Annotated in this window: 24 protein-coding genes and 1 pseudogene; 13 read left to right on the top strand and 12 right to left on the bottom strand. The window is 68.6% G+C overall.

Going from position 1 to position 24,746, the window contains the following annotated elements:
• Positions 1 to 3: 3 nt before the first annotated feature.
• Positions 4 to 2,121 carry a glycogen debranching protein GlgX gene (glgX, locus tag NP4_RS10655; protein WP_067995691.1) on the bottom strand — a complete coding sequence of 706 codons (2,118 nt, stop codon included), beginning with the start codon at positions 2,119 to 2,121 and terminating at the stop codon, positions 4 to 6.
• Positions 2,122 to 2,285: 164 nt separating this feature from the next.
• Complete coding sequence (locus NP4_RS10650; RefSeq protein ID WP_067995690.1) at positions 2,286 to 3,218, bottom strand: bifunctional helix-turn-helix transcriptional regulator/GNAT family N-acetyltransferase; 933 nt, start codon at positions 3,216 to 3,218, stop codon at positions 2,286 to 2,288.
• A gap of 121 nt (positions 3,219 to 3,339) precedes the next feature.
• Between NP4_RS10650 and NP4_RS10645 the strand changes: the two genes are divergently transcribed.
• Complete coding sequence (locus tag NP4_RS10645) at positions 3,340 to 4,602, top strand: adenosylmethionine--8-amino-7-oxononanoate transaminase (RefSeq protein ID WP_067995687.1); 1,263 nt, start codon at positions 3,340 to 3,342, stop codon at positions 4,600 to 4,602.
• Between the two features lie 94 nt (positions 4,603 to 4,696).
• Here the strand turns inward: NP4_RS10645 and NP4_RS43160 are convergent.
• Positions 4,697 to 4,986 (bottom strand): annotated as a pseudogene (locus tag NP4_RS43160) (PIN domain-containing protein); the annotation flags it as partial.
• An 83-nt stretch (positions 4,987 to 5,069) separates the two neighbouring features.
• On the opposite strand from NP4_RS43160, the gene NP4_RS10640 reads away from it, so the two are divergent.
• The 3 genes from NP4_RS10640 (at position 5,070) to NP4_RS10630 (ending at position 8,132) form a co-directional block, all read left to right on the top strand.
• Positions 5,070 to 6,218, top strand: coding sequence for an 8-amino-7-oxononanoate synthase (locus tag NP4_RS10640; protein WP_082875739.1), 1,149 nt, complete (start codon positions 5,070 to 5,072; stop codon positions 6,216 to 6,218).
• A complete protein-coding gene (bioD, locus tag NP4_RS10635) occupies positions 6,215 to 6,895 on the top strand; it encodes a dethiobiotin synthase (RefSeq protein ID WP_067995685.1) in 681 nt (226 codons plus the stop codon). Before NP4_RS10640 ends, bioD begins: the two co-directional genes overlap by 4 nt.
• A gap of 91 nt (positions 6,896 to 6,986) precedes the next feature.
• Positions 6,987 to 8,132, top strand: coding sequence for an alpha/beta fold hydrolase (locus NP4_RS10630; protein WP_067995975.1), 1,146 nt, complete (start codon positions 6,987 to 6,989; stop codon positions 8,130 to 8,132).
• On the opposite strand, the gene NP4_RS10625 is transcribed toward NP4_RS10630, so the two are convergent.
• The 4 genes from NP4_RS10625 to NP4_RS10610 form a co-directional block, all read right to left on the bottom strand.
• Positions 8,129 to 9,154, bottom strand: coding sequence for an ABC transporter substrate-binding protein (locus NP4_RS10625; protein WP_114755710.1), 1,026 nt, complete (start codon positions 9,152 to 9,154; stop codon positions 8,129 to 8,131). The two genes, NP4_RS10630 and NP4_RS10625, sit on opposite strands and share 4 nt — an antisense overlap.
• Positions 9,155 to 9,167: 13 nt before the next feature.
• The gene (locus tag NP4_RS10620; RefSeq protein ID WP_067995675.1) at positions 9,168 to 9,959 is read right to left on the bottom strand and encodes an ABC transporter ATP-binding protein; all 792 of its coding nucleotides are present in this window, start codon (positions 9,957 to 9,959) and stop codon (positions 9,168 to 9,170) included.
• Positions 9,956 to 10,987, bottom strand: a complete 1,032-nt coding sequence (locus tag NP4_RS10615) for a FecCD family ABC transporter permease (protein WP_067995673.1) — start codon at positions 10,985 to 10,987, stop codon at positions 9,956 to 9,958. The genes NP4_RS10620 and NP4_RS10615 overlap by 4 nt, the downstream gene beginning before the upstream one ends.
• A 167-nt stretch (positions 10,988 to 11,154) precedes the next feature.
• Positions 11,155 to 11,739, bottom strand: coding sequence for a TetR/AcrR family transcriptional regulator C-terminal domain-containing protein (locus tag NP4_RS10610; protein WP_067995672.1), 585 nt, complete (start codon positions 11,737 to 11,739; stop codon positions 11,155 to 11,157).
• 100 nt (positions 11,740 to 11,839) lie between these two features.
• On the opposite strand from NP4_RS10610, the gene bioB reads away from it, so the two are divergent.
• From bioB to NP4_RS10595, 3 genes are all read left to right on the top strand, one after another.
• Entirely contained in the window at positions 11,840 to 12,865 is a 1,026-nt protein-coding gene (bioB, locus tag NP4_RS10605; protein ID WP_062505051.1) for a biotin synthase BioB, read from the top strand.
• An 82-nt stretch (positions 12,866 to 12,947) separates the two neighbouring features.
• Positions 12,948 to 13,157: a biotin synthase auxiliary protein BsaP gene (bsaP, locus tag NP4_RS10600; protein ID WP_114755711.1), complete on the top strand. Its 210-nt coding sequence runs from the start codon at positions 12,948 to 12,950 to the stop codon at positions 13,155 to 13,157.
• A complete protein-coding gene (locus NP4_RS10595) occupies positions 13,157 to 13,825 on the top strand; it encodes a DUF2567 domain-containing protein (RefSeq protein ID WP_067995670.1) in 669 nt (222 codons plus the stop codon). The genes bsaP and NP4_RS10595 overlap by 1 nt, the downstream gene beginning before the upstream one ends.
• A 145-nt stretch (positions 13,826 to 13,970) precedes the next feature.
• Here NP4_RS10595 and NP4_RS10590 read toward each other — a convergent pair whose 3' ends face one another.
• Complete coding sequence (locus NP4_RS10590; RefSeq protein WP_067995667.1) at positions 13,971 to 16,730, bottom strand: outer membrane protein assembly factor BamB family protein; 2,760 nt, start codon at positions 16,728 to 16,730, stop codon at positions 13,971 to 13,973.
• Between the two features lie 208 nt (positions 16,731 to 16,938).
• Between NP4_RS10590 and NP4_RS10585 the strand changes: the two genes are divergently transcribed.
• On the top strand, positions 16,939 to 17,475 hold the full coding sequence (locus NP4_RS10585; RefSeq protein ID WP_067995972.1) for a DUF1353 domain-containing protein: 537 nt from the start codon (positions 16,939 to 16,941) through the stop codon (positions 17,473 to 17,475).
• A 19-nt stretch (positions 17,476 to 17,494) separates the two neighbouring features.
• On the opposite strand, the gene NP4_RS10580 is transcribed toward NP4_RS10585, so the two are convergent.
• Positions 17,495 to 18,139 (bottom strand): DedA family protein, encoded by a 645-nt coding sequence (locus NP4_RS10580; protein ID WP_067995967.1) that lies wholly within the window; start codon positions 18,137 to 18,139, stop codon positions 17,495 to 17,497.
• A gap of 108 nt (positions 18,140 to 18,247) precedes the next feature.
• On the opposite strand from NP4_RS10580, the gene NP4_RS41610 reads away from it, so the two are divergent.
• Positions 18,248 to 18,421 carry a hypothetical protein gene (locus NP4_RS41610; protein ID WP_169813708.1) on the top strand — a complete coding sequence of 58 codons (174 nt, stop codon included), beginning with the start codon at positions 18,248 to 18,250 and terminating at the stop codon, positions 18,419 to 18,421.
• Positions 18,422 to 18,425: 4 nt separating this feature from the next.
• On the opposite strand, the gene NP4_RS10575 is transcribed toward NP4_RS41610, so the two are convergent.
• Positions 18,426 to 18,629, bottom strand: a complete 204-nt coding sequence (locus NP4_RS10575) for a DUF5988 family protein (RefSeq protein WP_067995964.1) — start codon at positions 18,627 to 18,629, stop codon at positions 18,426 to 18,428.
• 58 nt (positions 18,630 to 18,687) lie between these two features.
• On the opposite strand from NP4_RS10575, the gene NP4_RS10570 reads away from it, so the two are divergent.
• Positions 18,688 to 19,878, top strand: coding sequence for a dipeptidase (locus tag NP4_RS10570; RefSeq protein WP_067995656.1), 1,191 nt, complete (start codon positions 18,688 to 18,690; stop codon positions 19,876 to 19,878).
• An 8-nt stretch (positions 19,879 to 19,886) separates the two neighbouring features.
• On the opposite strand, the gene NP4_RS10565 is transcribed toward NP4_RS10570, so the two are convergent.
• Together NP4_RS10565 and NP4_RS10560 are read right to left on the bottom strand one after the other, a co-directional pair.
• Complete coding sequence (locus NP4_RS10565; RefSeq protein WP_147287972.1) at positions 19,887 to 20,261, bottom strand: hypothetical protein; 375 nt, start codon at positions 20,259 to 20,261, stop codon at positions 19,887 to 19,889.
• 140 nt (positions 20,262 to 20,401) lie between these two features.
• Complete coding sequence (locus NP4_RS10560; protein ID WP_067995650.1) at positions 20,402 to 21,160, bottom strand: NUDIX hydrolase; 759 nt, start codon at positions 21,158 to 21,160, stop codon at positions 20,402 to 20,404.
• A gap of 74 nt (positions 21,161 to 21,234) precedes the next feature.
• Here NP4_RS10560 and nadA point away from each other — a divergent pair, with 74 nt between their 5' ends.
• The 3 genes from nadA to nadC are packed head-to-tail and all read left to right on the top strand — an operon-like array spanning position 21,235 to position 24,746.
• Positions 21,235 to 22,260, top strand: a complete 1,026-nt coding sequence (gene nadA, locus NP4_RS10555; RefSeq protein ID WP_067995649.1) for a quinolinate synthase NadA — start codon at positions 21,235 to 21,237, stop codon at positions 22,258 to 22,260.
• Entirely contained in the window at positions 22,257 to 23,855 is a 1,599-nt protein-coding gene (locus NP4_RS10550; RefSeq protein ID WP_067995648.1) for an L-aspartate oxidase, read from the top strand. The genes nadA and NP4_RS10550 overlap by 4 nt, the downstream gene beginning before the upstream one ends.
• A gap of 33 nt (positions 23,856 to 23,888) precedes the next feature.
• Positions 23,889 to 24,746, top strand: coding sequence for a carboxylating nicotinate-nucleotide diphosphorylase (gene nadC, locus NP4_RS10545; protein WP_067995645.1), 858 nt, complete (start codon positions 23,889 to 23,891; stop codon positions 24,744 to 24,746).

Raw genomic sequence — 24,746 nt, 5'->3', positions numbered from 1 at the left:
CGATCATGCCGTCCGGCGCAGAACAAGCAAGCAGCGCGGGAGAACCTCGACCGTCGCGGCGGCGGGAAAATCCGCCTCGGACTCCCCGGTCGGGGTCGCGCAGTCCAGCGCCACCGACCAGCGCTCGCCGAACTCGACGCCGGGCAGAACGAACCCGATTGCGGCATCGTGGGCGTTGAAACACAGCAGGAAGGAGTCGTCGGTGACGCGCTCCCCGCGCGGGCCCGGTTCCTTGATGGCCGCGCCGTTGAGGAATACCGTCAGCGAGCGGCCGAAGCCCGAGTCCCAGTCGGCGGCGGTCATCTCCTCACCCGCCGGGGTCAGCCAGGCGATGTCACCGGGGTGAGCGTGGCCGGTGGCGGGGCGGCCGTCGAAGAAGCGTCGTCGCCGGAACACCGGATGTTCGGCGCGCAGCGCGATCGCCGCGCGGGTGAATTCGAGCAGATCCGAATTCTTCTGTGCCAGCGACCAATCCATCCACGACAGCGGCGAGTCCTGGCAGTAGGCATTGTTGTTGCCCTGCTGGGTGCGACCCATCTCGTCGCCGTGCAGCAGCATCGGGGTGCCCTGCGACAACACCAGTGTCGCGATCATGTTGCGGCTCTGGCGTTCTCGCAGCGCCAGTACCTCCGGATCGTCGGTCGGGCCCTCCACGCCGCAGTTCCAGGAGCGGTTGTGGCTCTCGCCGTCGCGATTGCCCTCGCCGTTGGCCTCATTGTGTTTGTCGTTGTAGGACACCAGATCCCGCAGGGTGAACCCGTCGTGGGCGGTGACGAAGTTGATACTGGCGCTCGGCCTACGGCCGGTGGCTTCGTACAGATCGGAGGAGCCGGTGAGCCGGGAGGCGAACTCGCCCAGCGTCGACGGCTCACCGCGCCAGTAATCGCGCACGGTGTCCCGGTATTTGCCGTTCCACTCCGTCCACAGCCCGGGGAAGTTGCCGACCTGATAGCCGCCCTCGCCGACGTCCCACGGTTCGGCGATCAGCTTCACCTGGCTCACCACCGGATCTTGCTGCACCAGATCGAAGAAGGTGGAAAGCCGGTCCACATCGTGCAATTCGCGCGCCAGGGTCGCGGCCAGGTCGAAGCGGAAGCCGTCGACGTGCATCTCCAGGATCCAGTACCGCAGCGAATCCATGATCAGCTGCAGGGTGTGCGGATGGCGCACATTGAGGCTGTTGCCGGTGCCGGTGTAGTCCATGTAGTGCTCGGGCTCGTCCTCCATCAGCCGGTAGTAGGCGGCGTTGTCGATACCGCGCAGGCCGATGGTCGGGCCGAGGTGATTGCCCTCGCCGGTGTGGTTGTAGACCACGTCGAGGATGACCTCGATGCCCTCCGCGTGCAGTTCCCGCACCATGGCCTTGAATTCGGTGACCGCCGCGCCGGGTCGGCGGTCGGCGGCGTAGTCGTGATGCGGGGCCAGATAGCCGACGCTGTTGTAACCCCAGTAGTTGCGCAGTCCCTGATCCAGCAGCATCTGATCGTGGATGAACTGATGGACCGGCATGAGCTCGATCGCGGTGATGCCCAACGATTTCAGATGTTCGATGATCGCCGGATGGGCGATGCCCGCGTAGGTGCCGCGCAACTGCTCGGGCACCGCCGGATGGGTCATGGTCATACCCTTGACGTGGGCCTCGTAGATGACCGTCTCGTGATAGGGACGGGTGGGCGAGCGGTCGTCGGCCCAGTCGAAGAACGGGTTGATCACCACGCCGGTCATGGTGTGGCCCAAGGTGTCCTGGCCGTAGGTGTGCAGCGAGGAATGCCCGTCGAATTCGCCCGCGAAGGCCTTGCCGTACGGGTCGAGCAGCAGTTTGCTTGCGTCGCAGCGCAATCCGCGGTCCGGATCGAAGGGTCCGTGCACCCGGAAGCCGTAGTGCTGACCGGGCGCGACCGTCGGCACATAGGCGTGCCAGACGTAGGTGTCGACCTCCTCCAGCGGAATTCGCGTCTCGACGCCCTCGTCATCGATCAGGCAGACCTCCACCCGCTCGGCGACTTCGGAGAAGACCGAGAAGTTGGTGCCCGCGCCGTCGTAGGTCGCGCCCAGGGGATAGGGCGTCCCCGGCCAGACGCCCAGCGGGGCCACGTCGCCGGTCGGATCGGGCAGCACCATGCTACCGACAGTAGCCGCCGGGTCCGACGGGTCGATGCGCGTGGGGTTCGAGTGCCGGTGTTTCGCGGATTCGCGACGGGTTCGGTGCCCGGCCGCGATTCTGGACGAATCGGTCACATCCGGAATCTGGACTTTTGACCATCCCGTAACCGGGCCGCGACGCGTCACAGGGCGCGACGCCAGGTCTGTCCCGTCACCTCCCGGCCGAAGTCGTGATGCGGTGCGGTGTCGACCAGTTCGAAGCCCGCGCGCTCGTAGATGTGGCGGGCCGAGGTCTGGGCGTCGGTGGTCCACAACACCATTCGGCGATAGCCCGCCGCGGCGGCGAAGCGCAGGCACTCCTCGACCAGTGCGCTGCCCACGCCCAGTCCGCGCGCCGACGGCTCCACGAGCAGCAGCCGCAGCCGGGCGGTGGTGTCGTCCTCGCGCATACAGAAGATCGAGCCCACCGGCTCGCCGTCGGATTCGGCGATCCAGGCCCGTTCGGTATCCGGTTCGTGGGTGTCCAGATAGTCGGCCACGATGCGGGCGACCAGGGTTTCGTAGGCCAGGTTCCAGCCGCATTCGGCGGCGTAGAGCGCGCCGTTGCGCTGTACGACCCAGCCGTAGTCGCCCGGACGCGGATCGCGGATGGTGAAGGAGGCGGCCGCGCGGCCGTCGAGGATGCGCTCGATGGTCCGCATGGCATTGACCAATCGGCTGCGTTCGGTGGGGGAATGGTCGCCGAGCAGGGTGGCCACGCTCGCGTCGGAGCGTCGGTCCAGTTCGGCGAAGACCTCGCGGCCGTGCTCGGTCAGCGCTACCTCCTGGCGTCGGCCGTCGTGTTCGGAGCGGCGGCGCTGCGCGAGGCCGGATTGTTCGAAACGGGTGAGGATGCGGCTCAGATAGCCGGGATCCAGGTCCAGGTCCTGGCGCAGGGTGACGACCTCGAGCGGGCCGAAGTTGTTCAGCTCGAACAGGATTCGCGCCTCGGTCAGCGAATGTTCGCTCTCGACGAGGTGTTCCTGCAGTACCCCGATCAGCCGGGTGTAGCGGCGGTTGAACTCCCGGACCGCGGCGATGTGCTCGGTGTCGACGGTGTCGGTGACGGCGGTCATATTCGTCTCCAATCCTTTGACTGAGTCAAAGGATACGGCCGGTTCGGCCGTCGCGGACCGGTTTTTCGCGGTCCGGTGGTAACTTGAACGGCGTTCAAGCTTCGTATCGTGGAGGAGTTCCGTGACACCCGACGAGATCACCGCACTCGACGCCGCGCACGTCTGGCATCCCTACGGCGGCTTCCCGGCGACCACCGAACCGCTGGTCGTGGCCTCGGCCGCGGGCACCCGGCTCACCCTGGCCGACGGGCGCGAGCTGGTGGACGGTATGAGCTCGTGGTGGGCGGCCGTGCACGGCTATCGGCATCCGGTGCTCGACGCCGCGCTGGTGGCGCAGTCGCAGCGAATGAGCCACGTCATGTTCGGCGGCCTGACCCACGAACCCGCCGCGCGCCTGGCGCAGCTGCTGGTCGAGCTGACCCCGGCCGGGCTGGACAAGGTGTTCCTCTGCGACTCCGGTTCGGTGTCGGTGGAGGTGGCGGTCAAGATGTGCCTGCAGTACTGGCGCGCGCTCGGGCGGCCGGAGAAGCGGCGGCTGTTCACCTGGCGCGGCGGATATCACGGGGATACGTTCACTCCGATGAGCGTCTGCGATCCGCGCGGCGGTATGCATTCGCTGTGGACCGATGTGCTCAGCGAACAGGTATTCGCGCCGATGCCGCCGAAAGAGTATGAGCCGGAGTATGTTTCGCGGCTGGACCGGCTGCTGGGCGAGTATGCCGGCGAACTCGCGGCGGTGATCGTGGAGCCGATCGTGCAGGGCGCGGGCGGAATGCGGTTCCATCATCCGGACTATCTACGGGATCTGCGCCGCCTGTGCGACGAGCACGGCGTGCTGCTGGTGTTCGACGAGATCGCCACCGGATTCGGCCGCAGCGGAACGTTTTTCGCCGCCGATCGGGTCGGGGTCGCGCCGGATGTGATGTGTGTGGGCAAGGCCATCACGGGCGGCTATCTCACCCTGGCCGCGGCGCTGTGTACCTCGGAGATCGCCGAGACGGTCAGCGCCGGGCACGGCGGGCTCATGCACGGGCCGACCTTCATGGGCAATCCGCTGGCCTGTGCGGTGGCAGTGGCCTCGATCGAGCTGCTGCTGTCGCGGGACTGGCAATCGCAGGTGCGGGGCATCGAGGCGGGACTGACCGCAGGATTGGCTGCGGCCCAGGCGATTCCGAGCGTAGCCGAGGTGCGGGTGCTGGGCGCGATCGGGGTCGTGGAATTGGAGCACCCCGTGGATATGCGCAAGGCCAGCCACGCGGCGGTGGAGGCCGGGGTATGGCTGCGGCCGTTCCGCAATCTGATCTACACCATGCCGCCCTACATCAGCACCGCCGCGGACGTCGAACGCATCGCCGCGGGTGTGGTGGCCGCGGCATCGGCGTGAGAAGCGTTGCGACCATCAACCGGCCTCGACGTCCTGCGGATGATTTCGCGAATTCCATTGGTCCGCAGGACGGTAGAGAATTCGGCCGTCGGACCTACAGTTCGATGACCTCCAGGCCGGGCATATCGTCGTAGTCGCCATCCTGTGTCACGACCGGGATCCCGTACGCGATCGCCGTGGCTGCGATCCAAGTGTCGTTGGTCGGCGCCTTTCGTCGGGCTGCCCGCAACTGGGATACCAGTAGAGCCCATGCGTTCGATACTTCTTCATCGATGGCCAGTGGTTCGTATCGCTGGTCCGATTGGTAGGTGGACAGTCTCCGGCAGTCGCTTGTGGGTCGCCCGCGTGGAGGACTCTCAGGCGCAACTCGCCGAGAGTGACTACGCCTGTAGTTGGATGGGCCGACCCCGAGTCGGTTCGCCGATCGCCGCTTGCTCCTGAACGCCGTTCAAGTATGCTTCCTGCCTGTGAGTGATCCGTTGAGCTGGTTGGACGCGCGGGCCGCCGGGCGGGTGGCCGCGGGACTGCGGCGGGAGCTGCGGGCGCGGGCGCCGGAGACCGGGCTGATCGATCTGGCTTCCAATGATTACCTGGGACTTTCGCGTCATCCCGAGGTGATCGAGGGCGCGATCGAGGCGGTACGCAAATGGGGGGCCGGCTCGACCGGCTCGCGGCTGGTGACCGGGACGACCACCGAACACGAGGAGTTCGAGGCCGAACTCGCCGACTTCGTGGGCGCGCGGGCCGGGCTGGTCTTCGCCTCCGGTTACGCCGCGAATCTGGGTGTGGTGACCGCGCTGTCCGGGCGGGGAGCGCTGGTGGTGTCGGATGCGGGCAGTCACGCCTCGCTGGTCGACGCCTGCCGATTGTCGCGGGCCCGGGTCGAGATCGCCCCGCACGGTGACGTCGCGGCCGTCGATCGGCTGCTGGCCGCGCGCACCGAGGAGCGGGCGCTGGTGGTCACCGACTCGGTATTCAGCGCCGACGGCGATCTCGCGCCGCTGGCGGAACTGCACCGGGTGGTGCGTGCCAACGGCGCGGTACTCGTCGTGGACGAGGCGCACGGACTCGGCGTGCGCGGTGCGGGCGGTCGCGGTCTCGTGCACGAGCTCGGCCTGGCCGGACAGCCCGATCTGGTGATCACCGCGACGCTGTCGAAAGCCCTTGCCGCACAGGGCGGTGTGGTGCTGGCCGACGAGCGGGTGCGGGCGCATCTGATCGACGCGGCGCGCACCTTCATCTTCGATACCGGCCTCGCTCCCGCCGCGGTGGGCGCGGCCCGCGCGGCACTGCGCCTGCTGCGCCGCGAACCCGCCATGTCCACTCGCGTACTCGCTCGCGCCGCCGAGATCGCGCGCATCGCCGATGTGGCGCAACCGGATTCGGCGGTCGTCTCGGTGGTCCTCGGCGAGGCGCAACGCGCCTACGACGCCGCTCAGACCTGCCGCATCCGCGGCCTGAGCGTCGGCTGCTTCCGTCCGCCCTCGGTTCCCGAAAATACCTCACGCCTGCGCCTGACCGCCCGCGCCGATCTGTCCGATGACGAGATGCGCACCATCGCAACGGTTCTCGCCGAGGTTCTGGCCCACGCTCGCGGCGTACAGGAGACCCGATGACCGTTCTGATCGTGACCGGAACCTCCACCGATATCGGCAAAACCGTCACCACCGCGGCCCTGGCCGCCACCGCCCGCGCGGCGGGCCGGTCGGTGGCCGTATGTAAACCGGCCCAAACCGGCATCGCCCCCGGCGAACCCGGCGACCTGGCCGAAATCCAACGCCTCTCCGGCGCCACCCGCACCCTCGAATTGGCCCGCTACCCGGAACCGCTGGCCCCCGACACCGCCGCCCGCCGCTGCGGCCAGCCCCTGCTCACCCTGAGCGAGGTGGCCGCCGCCATAGACTCCCTCTCCGACGCCGACCTCACCCTGGTGGAGGGCGCGGGCGGCCTCCTGGTCCGCCTAGGCGAATTCACCCTCCTGGACCTGGCCCAAAAGCTCAGCGCCCCGGTCCTGGTGGTCACCGCGGCCGGCCTGGGCACCCTCAACCACAGCGAACTGACCACCCGAACCCTGACCGCCGCGGGCCTGCACTGCGCGGGCCTGGTCATCGGATCCTGGCCCGCCACACCGGATCTCGCCAGTGAGTGCAATCGCTCGGATCTTCCGGCGGTCACCGGCGTGGAGGTTGTCGGTGTCGTGCCCGAGGGGGCGGGGGGTTGGGGGAGTGAGCGGTTCGAAGCCGAGGCTCCGGGGTGGTTCCGAACGGATTGGGCCGCCCGCTACCTGGGCTGAACAGGGTTGGCATCCGGATCCCCCCTGCCGGGATCACGTCGCCGAGCTGGGCGGATGATCATCCGCGCGAGTGGTCCTACAGTGGATGGGGATGCTGTATGAGGACCGGCACCCGTCCACCGTCGCGGATTTCGACGATGCGCGGCGGCAGGCCCGCTTGGCCGAGACCCGGCTCGGCCATGGTTGGAAGACCTTGCGGCGCACTCGCCTGGTGTTGTTGCGGCTGGCCGTCGTGCCATTGGTGGCAGTGTCCCTGTTCGCTCAGTACTGGGCGGGGGATATCGAGCCCGAGCGGGCTCGGCTGGCGCGCACCGAACCGGGGGCGGTACCCATCGCGGCGCCGGCGACCCCGCAGCAGCGGGGGACCGCGGTGTTCGATCTGCTCGGTCTGGGCGGGCTGGATGCGACCGATACCGCCCGCACGCTGCCGTCGCTGACCCAGCTCGGCTCGGTGTGGGCGATCCGCTACGACAACACCGGTATCGATACCAAGGTGATCAGCGATCTGATCATCCGGGTCACCGATGCCGCGAATATCGACAACATCGTCCTGGTCGGTCACAGTATGGGCGGGGTGATCGCGCTCGAGATCGGCAAGCACATCCATACCGGCAGCGCCAAGAGGCTATCGGCGGTGATATTGGATTGCACCCCGGTCAATTTGGACGCTGTGCGGCCGGAGAGCCGCGACCAGGGTGAGGAACTGCTGCGCTGGACGGGCTGGATGCCCGGCGCGCGCGAGAGTCGCACCCTGCGGTTGCTCGCCGAAACCTTCGCCCGGCGTGAGCAATTCACCGACTACGGCAGCCTCGGGCCCGGCGTGCGCGCGCAACGATTACGTACGACGCTGGGACAGGTGCTGGCGCAGAAGGTGTTCAATCGCGATGTCGCCAGCAATGGGCTGATCGAGGCGCAGTTCAAGGCGATCGTGGCGGGCGGCGCGGTCGACGATCTGCGCGCACTGGCCAAACCGGCGGCCGGTAAGCCCCGGCCCGCGATCGCGTTCATCCGGCCGCACAATCCCGACCGCGACCCGATCGTCGACGACACCTACACCCATCAGGTGCTGATCGATCGGGTCGGCGGGATCGACGGCACGCTGCTGGTGGTGCTGACCCGCACCACCGGCCACGCCAATCCGATGCAGCAGCCGCGCGAATACAACACCGTCATCGCTCAGCAGATCGTGCCGTTCGTCCGCCAGATCGCGCGGCAGGAGCTGACCGCCTCGCGCTAGCTCACGGTGTCGTCGGCCTGCGGTCGAATCGTCGAGGGCGGCAGGAGATTCCAGTGCTCGAGCCGGACGCGGATCTGTTCGGCGGCGTCGATGTTGAGCGGCCCGCTGGTCCACAGCGCGTAGGGCAGATTCAGGAAGCGGCCCTCGGTGACCGCGCGCAGCTGATTGATACCCGGCTTGGCGCGCAACAGGTCGACCTTCTGCTGGAAGGTCTGCTTGGGATAGTCGACGAAGACGATGGCGTCCGGATTCGAGGCCGCCACGCGTTCCCAGGAGACCGCGGTCCAGGTGTCGGCGACGTCGTCGAGAACGTTGCGGGCGCCCGCGGCGTCCAGAATCGCCTGCGGCGCACCGAATTTACCGCTGGAGAACACGGTATCGCTCGCGCTGTCGAAGACGAAGATATTCGGCGTGCGCGCCGCGCGGGGCGCCTGGCGCAGGGCGTCGAGGCGGCGATCCAGATCCGACACCAGGCCCGTGGCCCTGTCGGTATGACCGGTGATCGCACCGAGATTGGTCAGATCGGTGCGTAGCGCCTCCCAAGGCTCCACCACGCCCCGGGGTCGCCCGCCCTCCTGCTGGCGGCAGCTCTCGGTCAGCGTATAAGCCGCGATCCCGTTCTTGCGCAACGAATCCGGCGTCAGATCCGCCGCGTCGTTCCAGCCGTAACTCCACCCCGCGACCATCACATCGGGTCGCTGTGCGATCACGGTTTCCCGCGAAGGATATTCCGGCGCAACCTGTTTCAGTCTATCCACCGAATCGCCGTAGTGCCGCCGCAGCGTATCGGCATCGCGCTGCAGACTCGACACCGCAACCACCGAATCCTGTGCGCCCAGGGCCAGGGCCATCGAGATCATATTGCCGTCGTTGACGAACATCCGCTGCGCGGGCGAGGGGAATTTCACCTCCTCCCCGCAATTGCGCACGGCCAGATTGCCTTCGGCCGCGGTCGAACCCCCGCACCCCGCCACCAGCGCGACCGCGGCCAGTGCCGCGCCCGCCGATCCGAACCGTCTCATCATCGTGCTCCTCTCACAATAGGTCTGCCCGCGCCTCGAGCAGCAGATGCGTCCGCCCGCTGTCGGGATGTCGCACCCGCGCCGCTCGGACGCCGAAGACCTCCGCCAATACCTGTGGACGCAGCGCCGTCTCGGGAGCAGCCAGGGGACCGGTTGTCCCGTTGTGCACCAACAACACTCGATCGCAATACCGATCGGCGAGCCCCAGATCGTGCAGGGCGAGTACGACCGTGCGGTCGAGGTCGCGGGCCAGATCCAGCAGCGCCAGCCGGTGGGTGATGTCGAGATGGTTGGTCGGCTCGTCCATCAGAAGCAGCGCGGTGTCCTGGACCAGTGCGCGCGCCAGCAGCACCCGCTGCCGCTCGCCGCCGGACATTCGATGCACGGGCCGGTCGGCGAAACCATCCAGATCGACTGCGCGCAAAGCCTTCTCGATCGCCTGTCGCTCGCGCGGGCTGCCGGGGCCCCACGGCGGCAGATAGGGCGTCAAGCCCAGCGCCACCACCTCACCGGCTCGCAGATCCGCGGGCGGTTGCTCGTCCTGTGACACCAGCGCCACCAGCCGGGCTCGCGCGCGGGGTGAAAGTCCGTGCAGCTCTTGCCCGTCGATCAGCACCCGGCCGGCCGACGGACGCGCCAATCCGGCCAGGGTGCGCAGCAGCGTCGTCTTCCCACTGCCGTTGGGGCCCACGATGCCGATCGTCTCCCCGGGCCGGATCGAGGCGTTCACCCCGTTCAGCACCGTCCGCCGCCCGCGCGCGCACGAGAGGTCGACCATGTCCAGGGCCGCCGGTTTGCCGCTCATGCCGCCCCGTACCGATAGCCGCGCCGTCCGAGCAGCAGCAGAAACACCGGCGCTCCGATCAGCCCGGTCAGCACCCCCACCGGAATCTCGGTGGGCCGCACCAGGACCCGCGCCCCCGCGTCCGCCACCACCAGAAACAGCGCCCCGCTCACCGCGCACACCGGCAACAACGTCCGATGCGGCGACCCGACCAGCAGCCGCGCCGCATGCGGCACCACCAGTCCCACGAATCCGATCCCGCCCGACACCGCCACCAGCACTCCCACCAGAATCGCCAGCCCGGTGAACAATCCGATCCGCAACGCCCGCACCGGCACCCCGACCGAGGCCGCCGTATCCGCCCCGACATGCAGCGCGTCGAGCCATCCGCTCACCGCGAACAGGCCGACCGCCGCGATCGCGACCACCGTCGCGGGCAGTCCGACTCGCGTCCAGTCCGCCCCGGACAGGCTGCCGAGCAGCCAGAACAGCACCCGCTGCGCCGCCGCGGGATCCGAGCTGCGAAAGATCAGATAGCTGCTCAGCGCCGCGAACGCCGAACCGAGCACCGTCCCGGTCAGCACCAGCCGCAGCGGAGTCAGCCCGCCCTGCGCGAGCGCGATCACGAAGACCGCCGCACTCGCCGCGAAGGCCCCGGCCAGCGCGCCGCCCGACAGCGCCCACACCCCGGCCCCGGCGAGAAATCCGGAGGTGATCACCGCGGCCGCGCCCACGCCCGCACCCGAGGACACCCCGAGCAGATACGGATCGGCGAGCGGATTGCGCACCAGCGTCTGCATCGCCGCACCCGCCAGCGCCAGGCCCGCCCCGACCACCGCGGCCAGCACCGTGCGCGGCACGCGCAGCTGCCACACGATCGTGTCGATACCGGGGTCGGTGGCGACCGCGCCGGTCAGATGTCCGCGCAGCACCTCGAAGACCGTTGCGGTCGGCAGGTTTTCGGCGCCGAAACCGGTCGCCGCCACCATGGCCAGCGCCAGTAGTACGGCGAGTGCGGGCAGGACGTACGAGATCCGGGCACGGATCATCGCCGGGACTCCACGGGCATTCGCGACCTCTCGAGAGTTGCGCCCGGCGAGGGAGGTCTGACTTCCGCGGCAGGCCGCGGACACAGTGGCGCGACCGTTCCGGATTCGCACCGGATTCCCGCACCCGCCGGGTAGGACGCCCGAACTCTACCGTCCGGTTTGTCCGGTCAGCGCACCCGGTCGCCCAGCAGGTGGCGTACGCCACCCAGGAACAACTGCAGGCCGAAGTCGAAACGCTCGGTCGCGCTGGTGTTCTCGTACAGCGGCGAGTCCTCCTCGGCCAGCGCGCCCGCGGAGTCCATCTGCATGCGCGACTGCTCGTCCACCGTCTCGCCCAGCACGTAGTACAGCAGGGTGTAGGCGCCCAGGTCGGCCTCCTCGCGGGTCATGCCGCCGCGGATCAGCGCGCTCGCCACGCGTTCGCGTCCCTTGCTCGTGGTCAGCCGCGAGGCGTAGGTCGCCGATACCAGCTCCGCGCCGTCGCGATAGGCCAGCAGGCACGAGCGCATCCGATGCATCAGCTCATCGATCTGCGCGGCCCAGTCCTCGGCCTCGACCGGCTCGTCCATCGGCGCGAGAATCCGGTCGCCGACGGCCCCGAGCAGAGCCTGCTTGTTCGGGAAATGCCAATACAGCGCCCCCGGCTGCACATTCAGCGAGGTCGCGAGCCGGCGCATGGTCAAATCGGCCAGGCCGTACTGGTCGAGGATGGCAATGGCCCCATCGACCACGTCCCCGCGATGCAGCTGCATTTTCCAAACCTCTCCCGCTTTGACTCACTACTGCCGCTACCCTAGCCTGAACACCGTTCAAGTTGCACGGCCACCCGGCCGAACGAAGGGATTCGCGCGCATGACTCAGGCACCGGTCCGGACCGAGGTCGACAGCGATATTCTCGCCGTCGCTCGCGAGCAGGTCCTCGAACGCGGTATCGGGCTCACCCGGGAGCAGACCCTCGCGGTGCTGCGTCTGGGCGACGAGCGGCTCGAGGAACTGCTGGCGCTGGCGCACGACGTGCGCATGCGCTGGTGCGGTCCCGAGGTCGAGGTCGAGGGCATCATCTCGCTGAAAACCGGTGGCTGCCCGGAGGATTGCCACTTCTGCTCGCAGTCGGGTCTGTTCCAGTCGCCGGTACGCGCGGCCTGGCTCGACATCCCCTCACTGGTCGAGGCCGCCAAGCAGACCGCCAAGACCGGCGCCACCGAATTCTGCATCGTCGCGGCCGTGCGCGGACCCGATGCCCGGCTGATGGCCCAGGTCGCCGCCGGTGTGGAGGCCATTCGCAACGAGGTCGACATCCAGGTCGCGTGTTCGCTGGGCATGCTGAACCAGGAGCAGGTCGATCAGCTGGCCGCCATGGGCGTGCATCGCTACAACCACAATCTCGAGACCGCCAAATCGCATTTCCCGAATGTGGTCACCACCCATACCTGGGAGGAGCGCTGGGACACCCTGCGCATGGTGCGCGAGGCCGGGATGGAGGTGTGCTGCGGCGGCATCCTCGGCATGGGCGAATCGCTCGAGCAGCGCGCCGAATTCGCCGCCCAGTTGGCCGAATTGGAGCCCGACGAGGTTCCGCTGAACTTCCTCAACCCGCGTCCGGGCACGCCGTTCGGCGACCTCGAGGTGCTGCCCGCGGCCGATGCGCTGCGCGCGGTCGCGGCCTTCCGCCTCGCGCTGCCGCGCACGATTCTGCGCTTCGCCGGCGGCCGCGAGATCACCCTCGGCGATCTGGGCGCCAAACAGGGCATCCTCGGCGGTATCAACGCCGTCATCGTGGGCAACTACCTGACCACCCTCGGCCGCCCGGCCGAACAGGATCTGGATCTGCTGTCGGATCTGAAGATGCCGATCAAGGCGCTGAACGAAACTCTGTGAATGGCGTCCGGACCCGCACAGGCTGTTCGGGTATGGTCGTTCTTCGGCCTGGGACGAGTACTGCATCGAGGTGGTCGTGGACATTCAACAGCGCTACAACCCGTTCACGGGTAAGCCGGTCGTGGCCGGGCTCGCCGATACCGTCCCGGCGGCGGCCGCGCTGGGGCTCGAACCCCCGCGGTTCTGCGAACAGTGCGGTCGGCGGATGATCGTGCAGGTGAATCCCGATGGCTGGTGGGCGAAATGCTCGCGGCACGGGATCATCGATTCCAAGAGCCTGGAACATCGCTGATGGCACACACCTTCACCGCTGTACGATCCGGCGCGGTACGCATCGAGTTGCGCGCCGCGGCGGGATTCGCGGGCGCCGTGCTGCTGGTGAGCGCGCTCGGCGGTGTGGTGTGGGCTCTGCTCGCCCCGACCGAGAAGGTCGTGGTGCTCGAACCGGGCCGCGGCGCGGCGCTGACGGGGGAGAGCGCGCACCGGTTCGATTCCCTTGCCGTACTGGTGTGCATCGGGGCCGTGGTGGGTTTGATCTCCGCCGCGGCGATGTGGCGGTTGCGGCGTCGGCGCGGCCCGATCATGCAGTGCGCGTTGCTGTTCGCGTCGCTGGCCGGGGCGTGGTTGATGTCGTTCTGCGGTGAGTTCGTGGCGCGGCGGATCCATCCGCGACCGGTCGAACCGGCCGTGCACACGATCGTCGAATTCGCGCCGAGTATCACCGGCTGGACCGCGCTGCTGGTGCAGCCGCTGGTGGCATCGCTGGTGATCCTGATTTTGGCCGCGCTGTCCACCTCGGAGGATCTGGGAGCCGATATCGCGCCCGATTCCGAAAACACCGGCGCCGCAAGGCCGTACGCGTCCGATGTCACCTACGGTCCCTACGGCACCCCGGTTTCCGGCTCCACCCCGATCACCCTCGGCAACAGCGGACCGTTTCAGGACGTCGACTCCCGCTGACCGACCGAGCGCGACACCTCGGCGAGGGTACGGTCCCGTCCGCTGACATCGCGGCCCGGTCGCGCGCCGCTGTTCGATCTCCTCGGCCGGGTGTAGCTCCCGCGCCCGACGGACGGGCGTGGGACCTGCACCTGGCGGCCGCCGATTACCCGGCCCGGCGGGCCAGTGCGTGCACGGTGCCGTCGGTGGTCAGCGCGAACAGCAGATCACCGCTGACCGACAGCGCCGAGGTGACCCCGCCGCCCAGGTCGTACTGGTGCAACAACTTTCCGGTCGCGCGGTCCAGCGCGACCACTCGACCGTCCCAGGTGCCCGCGTACACCACGGTCTCGGTGGCCAGCGCGTGCATCGCGGGGGCGTTCGGCGCGGCCGTACAGCCCGCCGCGACCCGCGCGGGATCCTCGAGCGGTCCCGCGCCCGGCACATAGCCGACCGCGGTCTCCCACACCGGTTTCGCCGGATTGCTCGCGGCGGTGTCGAAGGCGCGCACCACGCCGTCGATCGAGGCGACATAGGCCAGCTGCCCGCGGGTGGCCGGGCCGGTGATCGGCGGCGGCCCGGGTTCGCAGGCGCTGCCGGGGATGTCGGCATGCCAGAGCGCGCGGCCGTCGCGCGGATCGTGGCCGGTCACCCCGCCCGCGGTCATGGTGACCAATTGCCGGGCGCCCTCGGTGAACGCGGGGGAGGAGTGACTGAACAGGCCGCCCTTGGTATCGACGGAGAATCGCTGCGCGCAGGTGGTCAGGTCCATGGCGACGAGGGTCTGACTCGAACCCGAATGCAGATATGCCGTGGCCGAATTCGCCGCCCGCACCGCGGTGCCGTGGAATTCGCCCCAGCCCGCGGGCGCGGCGAAACCGCCGAGCTGCTTACCGGTCGCGGCGTCGCGGCAGGAGATCCGGTCGAACTGCTGATAGATCGCGACCGTGCGCTGCTGCCCCGGAACATCGAAGACGCTCACCGGGCCACCCGCACGGCCGTAGCGGCGCACGGACTTTCCCGCGCGGTGCTCGTCGTCGATCGTCTCCCACACCACCGCGCCGGTATCCGCGGCCAACGCGTACACCCGGCCCACGCCGGTGGTCAGATACACCCGGCCGCCGTGCACAGTGGGGAAGGATTCGGCGTCACCGTCCAGGTAGGTCCGCCACAATTCGCGGCCGGTATCGCGCTGATAGGCCAGGACCTGGTTGTAGGGCGAGGCGAAGGCCTGGGAGGTGACGATCACGGTATCGCCGGTCACGGCCGCGCCGTCGAGGACGAACTGCTCACCGGTATTGGCCGACCAGCGCTGGTCGAGTACCGGACCCGGATCCGACGCCGCGGTCGAGCCGCCGGATTCGTCACCGCCCTGGCGCGGCCAATCCCTACCCCGAGCCGGGGCCCGATCCTCCTGTGTCACACGGAAACCGCCGCGCAGCTCGGGCCATTGCGCGCCCGCCGCGCCGGTCGTGGTCACCTCGATGCGATAGGTTCCGGGCCGTAACTTGGCGATGCTGTCGTGCGCGGTCGCCCAATTGGCGTGCGGAGCGGGGCACGGTTCGGCGCGTCCGCCGGGTGGGGTGTAACAGTTGATCCGGCCGGGTTCGGCGGTGGTGGTTCCGAATCGCATTCGCGCGCTCCATACTTCGCCGCCGCGGTCGTCGCGCACGCGCACCTGGGCCTCGGTCGCGCCGCGCCCGGCGTCCTCGGCGTACAGATCCACCGGGATCGCGGTCGCGCCGCCGTACACGCCGTCGGGCGCGGGACTGACCAGCGCCATTCGATCGCGTACGAAGAACTGCCGGTGTACGCCGGAGATGTAGCCGGTGTCCTCGTTCGTCGGAGTCACCGGATCGTCGGTCACGCCGGAGAAGTCCACCAGCTTGTAACCCGGTCGCGCACCGTCGATTCCGTAGGTGATGCCCATATTGTTCACCTCCACCGAGCGCGGGAACGCGCCGCGGCGGAATTCGCTCTGCTGATCGTGGCCTGCGGCGAACATGCGCACGTCGTAGTTCGCCAGTTCGTCGACGATTGGCTGGATCGCTTGTCCGGCACCGTATTTGGTGAACAGCGAACGATGGGCGAAGACGAGTACCTGTCGCTTGCTGGCGTGGCGGCGCAGATCCTCACGCAGCCACTGCAATTGGGGAGCCAGGCCGGTGGTGTCGTAGTTGTCCTCGAGCACCACGATGTGGCGGCCGTTGCGGTCGAAGCTGTACCACTCCGGTCCGAGGTTGCGGCGGTAGATCTCCATAGCGGCCGCGTAGCCCTGGGTGGCGCCGGTGCCGCCCGCGTCGTGATTGCCCATGACCGGATAGAACGGGCGACCGAAGCGGCCCTTGGTCAGGCCGTTGCGCAGAATGTCGTAGCTGCCCTGCCGTCGCGGCGCGCCGGTGTAATCGGTGACGGTGAGATCGCCGGTCGCGATGGCCATGGTCGCCTGCCGATCACGGGCCATGGCCTCGACCTGACCGGTCCACTGCGCCAGCGTATTCGCGGCGGAGGCATCGCTGCGATTATCGGTTTCGCTGTCGGAGAGCATGAGCCACGTCTCGCGCGGATCGGCGGCATGGCGGTCTGGCACCAGCGCGAAGTCGATACCGTCCTGGCGGGGCTTGCCCTCCTCGAGGGTGCGGAAGAAGCGCGGAACGGAGTCCTCGCGCAGCGCCGGGGTGTAGCCGTCCGGCGAAACCACCTGGACCAGATCGGTTTCCCGCCGCGTCGGATCCACACGCAGCAGATAGCGGCCGTCCCAGCCGGTGGTCGCCCACACCGAGCCGTCGGTGATCGAGATCCCGGGCAGACCGATCTCACCATGGTCGCGCACGCCATTGCCGTTGTAATCGGCGAAGACCGTGCCGCTCGCCTCGACCGAGGTCTCCGCCGCGGCGGCCGGCACCGGAGCCGCGAGCGTCGCCAATGCGACAAACAGACAAACAAGACATTTCCACACGAAAAGAAAGCTAAGGCACGGGGATTCGTCGTGCGGTGGCCCGGCGCTACAGTTCGCCCGATGTACCTCGGCCGTTCGTGAAACCCCTGCGCTGTCTGGAAATTAACCGAATGGCAGCCGAATTGTTTTCGTATGGAACGTAACCTGAGGGCGGGGAGATCTTGGAGGTGCGGTGGTGGGCTTCATCGGGTCCGGTCCGGTGGTCGAGGAGATCGACGCCGTGTCCTGGCGCGTTCACGAGCCGATCGTCTACGAGGGCAAGCGGCAGCAGTTCGTGATACCGGTCGGCTTCCGGACCGACTTCGCTTCCGTCCCAAGGGTTCTGGTGTGGTTGATTCCCCGCTACGGCGCGTATACCAAGGCGGCGATCCTGCACGACTACGTGTGCCGGACCGGCATCGTCGGGCCCAAGGACGCCGACGGTCTGTTCCGCCGGGTGTTGCGTGAATCGGGCGTATCCACCCCGCAGCGCTGGATGATGTGGGCCGGGGTGCGGGCCGCCTCTCGGCTCGCGGGTGCGACGGGTCTGGATGTGGCTCGATTTCTGCTGGTGCTGACGCTGTCGGCGCTGTTCCTGGCGGTGCCGGTGCTCGTGGTGCAGGTGTGGCTACTGCTGTTCTGGCTGGTGGAGACGGCGTTCTGGTTCGGCGGCCGGATCGTCACGGGCGTCTGCACGCCACCGCCGCGACCGAAGGCCACCATCGCCGAATGAATATCGCTGCGCCGCCGGACTATCGGCCGCGGTGGGCGGCCTCGTACCGGGCCTCCATCGTCCGCTCGCGGCGGCGCTCGCGCAGCTTCCACACGATCAGGGCGAGGACGATCAACGCGACCACGACGATCGCGGCCGTGCGGCCCACGGTCTTGGCGACCGCCTCGTAGGATTGTCCCGCCACATAGCCCAGCACCACGAAGGTGACGCCCCATACGACGCCGCCGGTCGCGTTGTACGCCAGGAACTTCGGATACGGCATCCGCGCGGTGCCCGCCAGCGCGGGCATCACGGCGCGGAAGAAGGCCGTCCAGCGACCCAGGAACACCGCCCAGCCGCCGCGGCGGGCAAGGAAATCCTGCGCCTTGTCCAGGCGGGCGCGATGACGGTCCAGGATCGAGGCGTTCAGCAGTCGCGTGCCGACGTGTTTGCCGACCTCGTAGCCCACGCTGTCGCCGATGATGGCCGCGGCGACCACCAGCACGATCATCGCCCACAGCACCACATGGTTCTGGCTGGCAGCCACGCCGCCGAGCACCGCGGCCGTCTCGCCGGGAATCACGAATCCGACGAAGATCGCATCCTCGGCGAATACCAGCAGGGTGACGATCACGTACACCCACACCGGCGAGATATCGAGGATGCGGTGCATCAGCGAGTCCATATCGGCCACCGTACCCGGTCGGCCAGGTGCGGTCCGGCCGCGAAACTCACTGGCAGCATCGCCGAACCGGGGCTACCGTGGTGCGCCGTGACGAAAGGAGGTACGGCGATGACGAGAACCCGGCAGCGGGCCGACCAGGACACGACCCAGCCCGCCGAGCGCGCCGACCTCACGGCCTGGCGCCGCCGCCACGAACTACGCAGATCCGGCGCGACCCAACCGGTTCCGAGCAATCGGACCTATCGGCGCGGCGTCAAACACCGCAAACGCGATCGGTTCTGAACCGCTATTCGGCGACCCGGGTCCGATCGACCCACTCGAACACCGGTAGCTGCCCCTCGGCGGTCTCGGCGTGCCGCGCGGTGGCCCGGAAGTGCTCATAGCCGCCGCGGAAGGGGATCTTCAGCTCGACCCCCGGCGGGGTGATGGAGACGATGCGCTCGGAAAGTGCCTCGGGGCCGCCCTCGAGATAGGCCTTCACACCACTCATCACCCGAGTATGCGCGCGCTGGGTGGGCGTGCGGAATCGATTGGTATACAACGGAACGATGACACCAGAGCTGATCGAGCGAGCCCGTGCCCTGCTTCGCGAGGCCCCGGTTGTGGACGGCCACAACGACCTGCCGTGGACAATGCGGGTCCTGGCGGGCTACGACCTGGACGCGGTGGATCTGGCCACCGATCAGAGCGATCGGCTGCATACGGATCTGGACCGGCTGCGCGCGGGCGGGGTGGGCGCGCAGTTCTGGTCGGTCTACGTACCCAGCGGTCTGGCGGGAGACCGGGCGGTCAGCGCGACGCTGGAACAGATCGACTTCGTGCGAATGCTGGTCGAGCGCTTCCCCGATCGGCTGCGCCTGGCGCACACCGCCGAGGAGATGGAGGCCGCCCGCGCGGACGGCCGGATCGCCTCGCTGCTCGGGGCCGAGGGTGGGCACAGCATCGACTGTTCGCTCGGGTCGCTGCGCGCGCTGCACCGGCTCGGGGTGCGCTATATGACGCTGACGCACAACGACAATGTGCCGTGGGCGGATTCGGCGACCGACGAACCGAAGGCGGGCGGGCTGACCGCCTTCGGTGAAGAGGTGGTGCGGGAGATGAATCGGCTCGGCATGATGGTCGACCTGTCGCACGTCGCACCCGACACCATGCGCGCCGCGCTCACGATATCCGAAGCGCCGGTGATCTTCTCGCATTCCTCGGCCCGCGCGCTGTGTGACCATCCGCGCAACATCCCCGACGACGTGCTGAGCCGCCTGTCCGCCAACGGTGGTGTCGCCATGGTGACTTTCGTGCCGAAATTCGTACTGCCCGAGGCGATTTCGTGGACGGCCCAGGCCGATGAGAATATGCGCGCGCACGGTTTCGATCCGTTCGACACGAGTCCGGCCGGTCTGGACTGTCAGCGGGCCTTCGAGGCCGCCCATCCCCGGCCGACACCGACCGTCGCGACGATCGCCGATCATCTCGACCATATGCGCGAACTCGCGGGCGTCGATCACATCGGCATCGGCGGCGACTTCGACGGCACCGCATTCGTCACCTCGGGGCTCGACGATGTGTCCGGATATCCGAATCTGATCGCCGAACTGCTCGGGCGCGGCTGGTCGGACGCGGATGTCGCGAAGCTGACCTGGCACAACGCGGTTCGGGTGCTGCGCGAGGTCGAAGGGGTCGCCCGGGATCTGCGGCGGACCCGGCGGCCGTCGATCGCGACCATCGAGCGGCTGGGCGGATAGCGCGCGGCTCAGAGCAGGCGAAGATGCCGCCTGCTCTTGTCGCGGCGGCCGCGGTCCTCGGGTACCGGCGGGCGCGGCCGCGGAATCGGCCCGCCGCTCATGCTCGCGCGGGTCTCGCGCTCGATCTCGGCGTTGTCCGCGTGGATCTCCGCGGCCACCTCGCGTACCTCGCACATCTGCCGCGCGCTGTAATTCCCCGCCGCCTGCACGAGCCGCTCGTCGACGCCGAAGGTGAGCGCCTCGGCCGCGGCCACCAACTTGAAACTGGATACCTCCTCGTAGGCCGCGGGGTCCCCTTCTGCCCGCGGCAGCAAGCCGTCCCAATGGCGCACACGATTGAGCGCCTCCACCCCCGATTCCTCGTCGAACCGTTCCCCCGTCACCGGCATACCTTCCAGTCGGGCCACCTAGTCGCACAACGGTTTTCCAGCGCTGGTTCTTCGATACCAGAGGGCGGGGCGGCCCGGGGGCGATGGCGCGAAATTGTTGTCGCTATGTCGTAAACGCTGCGGTTACCGCGTGGTCAGTTCGGCGGGCGCAGCGCGGCAAATTCATCGGTGACCCGAATGCCGGTATCGGTGTAGCGATAGACCGCGGCGGGGCGGCCGCCGGTTTTGCCCGGTGCGGCGGTGGCGCCGGTGGGTGTGATCACCTTGCGGCGAGACAGGACTCGTTGCAGGTTCGTCGTATCCACATCGTATCCCAATGCGGCGCAGTAGATTTCGCGAAGGGTGGACATGGTGAAGGCGGCGGGGGCCAGCGCGAAGGCGATATTGGTGTAGGAGAGTTTGGCGGCCAAGCGGGCGCGGGCGTGATGGACGACCGTGCCGTGATCGAAGGACATATCGGGCAGCGTGGACACCGGTTGCCACCGGGTGTCGGCGGGAAGTCGCGGATCGGCGGTCAGGGGGACCAGGCCCAGATAGGCCGAGGCGATGCGGCGCGGGCCGGGGACGCGATGCGGATCGCTGAACACCGACAGCTGCTCGAGGTGCCACAGTTCGCGCACATCCACCTTCTCGGCGAGCTGTCGCCGGGCCGAGGCGTCGAGGTCCTCGTCGTCGCGCAACCGACCGCCCGGTAGCGACCAGGTGCCGGTTTGCGGTTCCATCGCTCGCTGCCACAGCAGCACCGCCAGTTCGGTGTGCCAGCCGGGCGCCGGGCGCACGGAATTCGGATCGACGGGCTCGCTACGGCTCTGACCTGCGGTGATCATGTCGGGGAAGCGACGAACCTGGAACACGGCGGTGAGCGATTCGTGAATGGTGCTACTATGGGGCACGTTTTCGATTATAAGTCGAAAACCGGTTGTATGCGAATCGGCACGGGTGCCGACCGCTTGTGGAAGGAGCTGCCATGGCGACGATGATGCTTGCCGGGCACGTTGTGGACGGTCCGTCGGGGTTCACCGGGGTCGAGGCGACCCCGGAATGGGCGCAGGAGATCAAGCGGCTGGCGCGCGAGCGCAACGCCACGATCCTGGCGCACAACTACCAGCTGCCCGAGATCCAGGATGTCGCCGATCACGTCGGTGACTCCCTGGCGCTGTCCCGGATCGCCGCGCAGGCGCCCGAGGACACCATCGTGTTCTGCGGTGTGCACTTCATGGCCGAGACGGCGAAGATCCTCAGCCCGGACAAGACGGTCCTGATCCCGGATCAGCGCGCGGGCTGCTCGCTGGCCGATTCGATCAGCGCCGACGAACTGAGCGCGTGGAAGGCCGAGCATCCCGACGCGCTGGTGGTGTCGTATGTGAACACCACGGCCGCGGTAAAGGCGCTCACCGATATCTGCTGCACCTCCTCCAATGCCGTGGACGTGGTCGCCTCGATAGATCCGGATCGGGAGGTGCTGTTCCTGCCCGACCAGTTCCTGGGAGCGCACGTCAAGCGGGTCACCGGCCGGGAGAATATGCACATCTGGGCCGGGGAGTGCCATGTGCACGCGGGTATCAACGGCGACGAGCTGACCGAGCAGGCGCGCACCCATCCCGACGCGGAGCTGTTCGTACACCCCGAATGTGGTTGCGCCACGTCGGCTCTGTATCTGGCGGGGGAGGGTGCGTTCCCGGCCGACCGGGTGCACATCCTGTCCACCGGCGGCATGATCGATGCCGCCAAGGCCGCCAAGTCGAATCAGGTGCTGGTCGCCACCGAGGTCGGCATGCTGCATCAGCTGCGAAAGGCCGCGCCGGGCATCGACTTCCAGGCCGTCAACGATCGCGCCTCGTGCAAATACATGAAGATGATCACCCCGGCCGCCCTGCTGCGGTGCCTTGTCGAGGGGCGTGACGAGGTGCATGTGGATCCGGAAACCGCTGCGGCGGGCCGCAAGTCGGTGCAGCGGATGATCGAGATCGGCAATCCCGGCGGCGGGGAATGACCGCGCCCGTCTGGGAGGCCGAGGCCGATCTGGTGGTGATCGGCGGTGGCGTGGCGGGCTTGACCGCGGCGCGCACCGCCGCACTGCGCGGGCTTCGGGTGTTGACGCTGAGCAAGGGCGGTCCGGCCGACACCTCCACCCAGTACGCACAGGGTGGGATCGCGGTCGTTGCGCCGCAGGGTGATTCGGTGGAATCGCATGTACACGACACCGTGGTCGCCGGGGCCGGGCTGTGTGACGTCGAGGCGGTGCGCTCGATCGTGGCGGGTGGCGGCGCGGCGGTGGCGGCGCTGACCGATCTCGGCGCGGTCTTCGATCTCGGTCGCGACGGGGAGGTTTCGCGCACGCGCGAGGGCGGGCACAGTACGCGGCGCATCATTCACGCGGGCGGCGATGCCACCGGGGCGGAGGTGCAGCGGGCATTGAACGCGGCCGGGCTGCCGGTGCTGTTCGGGGCCGCCGCGGTGGACGTCGTGACCGGGCCCGGTGGGGTTCGGGGTGTGCTCGTGGTGTCGGAGCGAGGGCTGGGTGTGGTGCACGCGCCCGCGGTGCTGCTGGCGACCGGCGGGCTCGGGCAGCTGTACGCGTGCAGTACCAATCCCTCCGGGGCGACGGCCGACGGTGTGGCGCTGGCGCTGCGGGCCGGGGCGGTGGTGGCGGATCTGGAATTCGTGCAGTTCCATCCGACCGTGCTGTTCACCGCCGGTGGTCTCGGGCGGCGTCCGTTGATCAGCGAGGCCGTACGCGGTGAGGGCGCGATTCTGGTCGATCACGAGGGTTGTTCGGTGACGGCCGGGGTGCATCCGCGCGGTGATCTCGCCCCGCGCGATGTGGTCTCGCGTGCCATCGCCGCGCGGATGCGGGAGGCGGGTGTCGATCACGTCTACCTCGACGCCCGAGCGATCGAGGGCTTCGACCGACGCTTCCCGACCATCACCGCCTCCTGTCTGGCCGCGGGCATCGACCCGCGGGCGGACCTGATCCCCGTAGCGCCCGCCGCGCACTATCAATGCGGCGGCGTCGTCACCGACCCGTCCGGCCGCACCACGGTTCCCGGCCTCTACGCCGCGGGCGAGGTGGCCCGCACCGGCCTGCACGGCGCCAACCGTCTGGCCTCCAACAGCCTCCTCGAGGGCCTGGTGGTCGGCGAGCGAGCGGGCGCGGCCGCCACCGAACGCGTCGAGGTCCGAGCCCGCGTCACCGACATCCCCGCACTGTCGTTCCCGCGAGCCGACCGAAAAGCCCTGCAGGCCTTGATGACCGACCACGCCGCGGTAGTCCGCGACGGCGACGGCCTACGAGCCGCGGTCCTACGCCTACTCCAACTCCACCGCGCCGAGCCCCCCACCACCCCCGACCTCACCGCCCTGGAAGACGCGGCCCTGACCCTCACCGCCAGAACCCTCCTCATAGCAGCCGCGGCCCGAACCGAAACCCGAGGCTGCCACACCCGATCCGACCACCCCACCCCCCGCGACGACTTCCACCGCAGCCTCCCCCTCCGCCTGGGCCCCGACGGCCGCCCCCAACTCGCCCCGGAAGGCGCCGACCGCCCCGGCCACTGGCCACCCACCACAGTCCCCCGAGCCTCATGACCCACAGGATTCGAAACTAATAGGAGTGCAGTGATGTTGGATGCCGGGCTGGATCGGGACGAAGTGTTGCGGGTTGTTCGGGCCGGGTTGGATGAGGATCTTCGGTATGGGCCCGATGTGACCACCTTGGCGACCGTCTCCGAGGAGGCGGTGGTGAAGGCTGAGATGGTGTCGCGGCAGGCGGGGGTCGTGGCGGGGATCGATGTGGGGTTGCTGGTGCTGGATGAGGTCATCGGGGCGGGGAAATATGAAGTGGCGGGGCGGGTTTCGGATGGGAGTCGGGTGGGGGCGGGGGATTCGGTGTTGAGTGTGGTGGCGCCCACCCGGGGGCTGTTGGTGGCCGAGCGGACCATGTTGAATCTGGTGACGCATATGTCGGGGATCGCCACGACCACCGCCGCGTGGGTGGAGGCGGTGTCGGGGACGCGGTGTCGGGTTCGGGACAGCCGTAAGACGTTGCCGGGGTTGCGGGCCTTGCAGAAGTACGCGGTGCGCGCCGGTGGCGGGGTCAATCATCGGATGGGGCTGGGGGACGCGGCCCTGATCAAGGACAACCATGTGGTGGCCGCGGGGTCGGCGGTCGCCGCGTTGCGGGCGGTGCGGGAGTTGAATCCCGAGATCGCCTGTGAGGTGGAGGTCGACAGTCTCGATCAGCTCGACGCCGTACTCGCCGAGGATGTGGAACTGGTTCTGTTGGACAATTTTCCGCTCTGGGCCACCCAGGCGGCGGTGCAGCGCCGCGACGCCCGCGCGCCGCGGACCGAGCTCGAATCCTCCGGCGGCCTGACCCTCGACGTCGCTTCGGAATACGCCCGGACCGGTGTCGACTACATGGCCGTCGGCGCACTCACCCACTCGGTGCGCGCCCTGGACCTCGGCCTGGACTTCTAG

This window comes from Nocardia pseudobrasiliensis NBRC 108224 (genome assembly GCF_001613105.1).
GTDB lineage: Bacteria > Actinomycetota > Actinomycetes > Mycobacteriales > Mycobacteriaceae > Nocardia > Nocardia pseudobrasiliensis.
Note: the sequence above shows the minus strand (reverse complement) of the source record. Positions and strands in the feature narration are given on the sequence as shown.